This window comes from Arthrobacter sp. JCM 19049, assembly GCF_001310435.1.
In genome coordinates, this window is the sequence record NZ_BAXF01000184.1 from 1 (window position 1) to 4,135 (window position 4,135).

Genomic DNA, 4,135 nt, shown 5'->3' on the forward strand with positions numbered 1-4,135 from the left:
CGTGCACGGCGCTGACCGCACCGACTGGGGTGCCCGAACGCAGCAGCGGGGCACTGACCAGGGTGGTGCCCGGCAGCTTGTTCACCTGGGTCTTGGAGGTGGCGATCGCGTCCTTGACGGTGCCGCGCAATTCGGCGAGCACCGGCTCGGGCAGGGCCTGGCTGGTTTCAACGCCCAGCTCGGTGGCGGTATCGGAGATCACCAGGCCCTGGCAGCCCAGCAGCTTGCGCAGCGCCCGGGCCGCTTGGCGGCACTGACCTCGTTCAGCCCTCGGCCAGGTGCGGGACGGCGACTGACATGTGGTGCAGCGCCTGGAAGGTCGCCTGCTCGGCGTCGGTGCCCATCTCCCGGGTGGAGCGCGAAATCCGGAAGCCGAGGAACCCCACGATGCGATCCCGATGGACGCCACGGTGACGATCAGGGTGATCTCCAAGGCTGTTGACATGCCTCAATCCTAATCACTGCGCCGCCCGGCCGACCGTTCGTCGCGCCCGGGTGTGCCGTTGGGCGCATGATCTTGACCGCTGGCCATGCATGGGGCCCCGGCTACTACCGCGCGCGGGGGATCACGCATAGTGAAGTCAGTCACATCGTGCGTGTGGCAGTGATCACACCGCGTGCAGAATCCAAGGAGGAGAGCAATGAGCTCCAACCCGCAACACGACGTCGCCACCGAGGTCGACTTCGTCGCGGAACAGAACTCTGAAGAGTTCGGCGAGCTGCGCAAGACACATCGCAGCTTCGTGTTCCCCATGGCCATCTTTTTCCTCGTGTGGTACTTCGCCTATGTCATCCTGGCGGACTACTTCCACGACTTCATGTCCATCAAGGTGCTGGGCAACATCAACATGGGCATCGTGCTCGGGTTGCTGCAGTTCGTTTCCACCTTCGCCATCACCGCCGCCTACGTGCGGTTCTCCAACAGCAAGCTGGACCCCAAGGCGACCAAGATCCGCGAACGCCTGGAAAAGAAGGGTGTTAAGTAGATGTCCGCATCGATGATCCTGGCCCAGGCGGCCAGCGAGACCACGGTGGGCAACCCGTGGGTGAATATTGCGATCTTCGCCGGCTTCGTCGGGGTAACCCTGGTGATCGTGCTCAAGGCGAGCAAGAACAACAAGACCGCGGCCGACTACTACGCCGGCGGCCGGTCCTTCACCGGAACCCAGAACGGCACCGCCATCGCCGGTGACTACCTCTCCGCCGCCTCGTTCCTGGGCATTGTCGGGGCAATCGCGATCAACGGCTACGACGGGTTCCTGTACTCCATCGGGTTCCTGGTCGCCTGGCTGGTGGCTTTGCTGCTGGTCGCCGAACTGCTGCGCAACACCGGCAAGTTCACCATGGCCGACGTGCTCTCCTTCCGCCTGAAGCAGCGCCCGGTGCGCATCGCCGCGGCGGTCTCCACCCTGGCGGTGTGCGTGTTCTACCTGCTGGCGCAGATGGCCGGCGCCGGTGCGCTGGTCTCCCTGCTGCTGGGCATCGATGAGAAGCTGGGCCAGTCCCTGGTGATCGTGGTCGTCGGCGCGCTGATGATCCTCTACGTACTGGTCGGCGGCATGAAGGGCACCACCTGGGTGCAGATCATCAAGGCCTGCCTGCTGATTGCCGGTACCTTCGTGATGACCATCTGGACCCTGGCGCTGTTCGGCTTCAACTTCTCCGAGCTGCTGGGCACCGCCGCCGAGGTGGCGAACAACCCCGAGATCCTGAACCCGGGCCTGAAGTACGGGGTCAGCGAGACCAGCAAGCTGGACTTCATCTCCCTGGGCCTGGCCTGGTGCTGGGCACCGCCGGCCTGCCGCACGTGCTGATGCGCTTCTACACGGTTCCCACCGCGAAGGAAGCCCGCAAGTCGGTGGTCTGGGCGATCTGGCTGATCGGTGCCTTCTACCTGTTCACCCTGGTGCTGGGCTACGGCGCCGGTGCGCTGATCGGACCGGACAAGATCCTGGCGGCCCCGGGCGGCGTGAACTCCGCGGCCCCGCTGCTGGCCTACGAACTGGGCGGCACCCTGCTGCTGGGTCTGATCTCGGCGGTCGCGTTCGCAACCATCCTGGCCGTGGTGGCCGGACTGACCATCACCGCGGCGGCATCCTTCGCCCACGACATCTACTCCTCGGTGCTGGCCAAGGGCAAGAGCACCCCGCAGAAGGAGATGAAGGTGGCCCGCCGCACCGTGTTGGTGATCGGCGTGCTGTCCATCGCCGGTGGCATCGGTGCCCAGGGGCAGAACGTGGCCTTCCTGGTGGCCCTGGCCTTCGCGGTCGCGGCCAGCGCCAACCTGCCGACCATCCTGTACTCGCTGTTCTGGAAGGGCTTCAAGACCCGCGGGGCCCTGTGGTCCATGTACGGTGGCCTGTTCTCGGCCCTGGGCCTGATCATCATCTCCCCGGTGTTCTCCGGTTCGGAGACCTCGATGATCCCGAGCATCGACATGGCGATCTTCCCGCTGTCCAACCCGGGCATCATCTCCATCCCGCTGGCGTTCCTGCTGGGCTGGATCGGCTCGATTACCGATAAGGCACCGAGAACGCGGTCAAGGCCGCCGAAATGGAAGTCCGTTCGCTCACCGGGGTCGGGGCCGAAAAGGCCGTGGACCACTAGCGAACACCGGCGGCGTCCCGTGGGGCGCGGTCCAAAAAACACCAGAAATCCTCCGGAAGAACCAGTTAGCGGTTCCTTCCGGAGGATTTTTGCGTTGCGCTAAGGCCCGCAAATATTTGAAGTGGGACAAGCTGGAGCGCAGCGGGAAGATTCCAGGGCAGCTGCGGGGAAGGGGACGCACCGTGATGGTGCTCAGGCCGGTTTCCCGCAGCGGCCCTGCCCGTCCCCGGCCGTTTCGGCGCCGCTGCGGTGTTCTCCCAGGGACATCTCGATCAGCTTCGTGGTACGGTAGGGCACCAGCTCGGCCATCGACAGGGCCGAGTCCGCGCGCTGCACCCCTTCAATGTTCAGCAGCCGGCCGTGCACCCGGAACAGCTCCTCGGCATTTGCCGCGGCCACCCGCACCAGGATGTCCGCCGACCCGGTCAGCCCGTGGGCCTCGATGACCTCCGGGATTTGGCGCAGCTGTTCGGTGATGGTGCCAGGTGGCGCTGCTGCACGTGCAGTTCCACGAAGGAGAGCAGCCCGAAGCCCAGTGCCGCCGGCGGGATGCGCCGGTCCATCGGATCCAGCACCTCGCCCTCCAGCCGGCTGAGCCGGCTCTGCACCGTATTGCGTCCCATTCCCAGGGCGGCGGCGATCGCCGAGGCGCTGCGCCGGGCAACGGAGGACAGGGCCAGCAGAATCCGGCGGTCGGTTGAATCAAGGGCTTGCATAAGGTGCAGGTTAGCACCGTTCGGATCCCAAAAATAGTGCATTGTGCGCTAACTGCCGGTGACCCATTGTGCATCCTGCATCTTGTGAGTAGCATCACAGTAAGCGGGAAGATGCCCCCTGCACTTCCCAAGTGACCACGCGAGATTAAGGATGCCGATCGTGTCCACACAACGCATGGATCTTGTGGCTGGGAGCTACCCACGCACCAGCTGCTCAAGGTCAACGGTGAACGAGAACCCGATGCCGACCTGGATCAGTACCTGGCGGATGTCGACGAGAAGAAGCTGGGCGAACTGTTGCGCGACATGATGGTGCTGCGCCGCATGGACGTCGAGGCCACCGCCCTGCAGCGCCAGGGAGAACTGGGGCTGTGGGCCCCGCTGCTGGGCCAGGAGGCCGCGCAGATCGGTTCGGTGCGCGCCACCAACGATGATGACTTCATTTTTCCCTCCTACCGCGAGCACGGGGTGGCCTGGGCGCGCGGGGTGAAGGCCGAGGACCTGCTCAGCGTCTGGCGCGGGGTGACCCCCAGCGGCTGGGACCCGAACGAGGTGAACATCGCCTGCCAGCAGATCGTGATCGGCGCGCAGGCGCTGCACGCCGCCGGCTACGCGATGGGCATCAAGTTCGACGGCGGCAACCAGGTGCCCTGGGCTACTTCGGGGACGGGGCCACCAGCCAGGGCGATGTGAACGAGGCGCTGGTCTTCTCCGCCAGCTACCAGGCCCCGGCGCTGTTCTTCTGCCAGAACAACCACTGGGCCATCTCCGAACCGGTGGGCCTGCAGACCCGCACCCAGCTGGCCGACCGC

Annotated in this window: 5 protein-coding genes and 2 pseudogenes; 3 read left to right on the top strand and 4 right to left on the bottom strand. The window is 65.4% G+C overall.

Going from position 1 to position 4,135, the window contains the following annotated elements; translation table 11 throughout:
• Positions 1 to 202, bottom strand: a 202-nt coding sequence (locus JCM19049_RS09065; protein ID WP_279402825.1) for a hypothetical protein, incomplete at its 3' end; no start/stop codon positions are given.
• Between the two features lie 61 nt (positions 203 to 263).
• On the bottom strand, positions 264 to 386 hold the full coding sequence (locus JCM19049_RS19745; RefSeq protein WP_279402826.1) for a hypothetical protein: 123 nt from the start codon (positions 384 to 386) through the stop codon (positions 264 to 266).
• Between the two features lie 255 nt (positions 387 to 641).
• On the opposite strand from JCM19049_RS19745, the gene JCM19049_RS09070 reads away from it, so the two are divergent.
• Together JCM19049_RS09070 and JCM19049_RS09075 are read left to right on the top strand one after the other, a co-directional pair.
• The gene (locus JCM19049_RS09070) at positions 642 to 986 is read left to right on the top strand and encodes a DUF485 domain-containing protein (RefSeq protein ID WP_054821422.1); all 345 of its coding nucleotides are present in this window, start codon (positions 642 to 644) and stop codon (positions 984 to 986) included.
• A 12-nt stretch (positions 987 to 998) separates the two neighbouring features.
• Positions 999 to 2,710, top strand: a pseudogene (locus JCM19049_RS09075) (cation acetate symporter).
• An 89-nt stretch (positions 2,711 to 2,799) separates the two neighbouring features.
• Here the strand turns inward: JCM19049_RS09075 and JCM19049_RS22530 are convergent.
• Together JCM19049_RS22530 and JCM19049_RS22535 are read right to left on the bottom strand one after the other, a co-directional pair.
• On the bottom strand, positions 2,800 to 3,084 hold the full coding sequence (locus tag JCM19049_RS22530; protein ID WP_306420762.1) for an Lrp/AsnC ligand binding domain-containing protein: 285 nt from the start codon (positions 3,082 to 3,084) through the stop codon (positions 2,800 to 2,802).
• Complete coding sequence (locus JCM19049_RS22535; protein ID WP_306420761.1) at positions 3,033 to 3,323, bottom strand: AsnC family transcriptional regulator; 291 nt, start codon at positions 3,321 to 3,323, stop codon at positions 3,033 to 3,035. The genes JCM19049_RS22530 and JCM19049_RS22535 overlap by 52 nt, the downstream gene beginning before the upstream one ends.
• 210 nt (positions 3,324 to 3,533) lie before the next feature.
• On the opposite strand from JCM19049_RS22535, the pseudogene JCM19049_RS09085 reads away from it, so the two are divergent.
• Positions 3,534 to 4,135, top strand: a pseudogene (locus JCM19049_RS09085) (thiamine pyrophosphate-dependent enzyme); the annotation flags it as partial.

Excerpts from the sequence above, each read along its gene's own strand:
- JCM19049_RS22535 (WP_306420761.1), bottom strand. The coding sequence starts at position 3,323 with ATGCAAGCCCTTGATTCAACCGACCGCCGGATTCTGCTGGCCCTGTCC.
- JCM19049_RS09070 (WP_054821422.1), top strand. The coding sequence starts at position 642 with ATGAGCTCCAACCCGCAACACGACGTCGCCACCGAGGTCGACTTCGTC.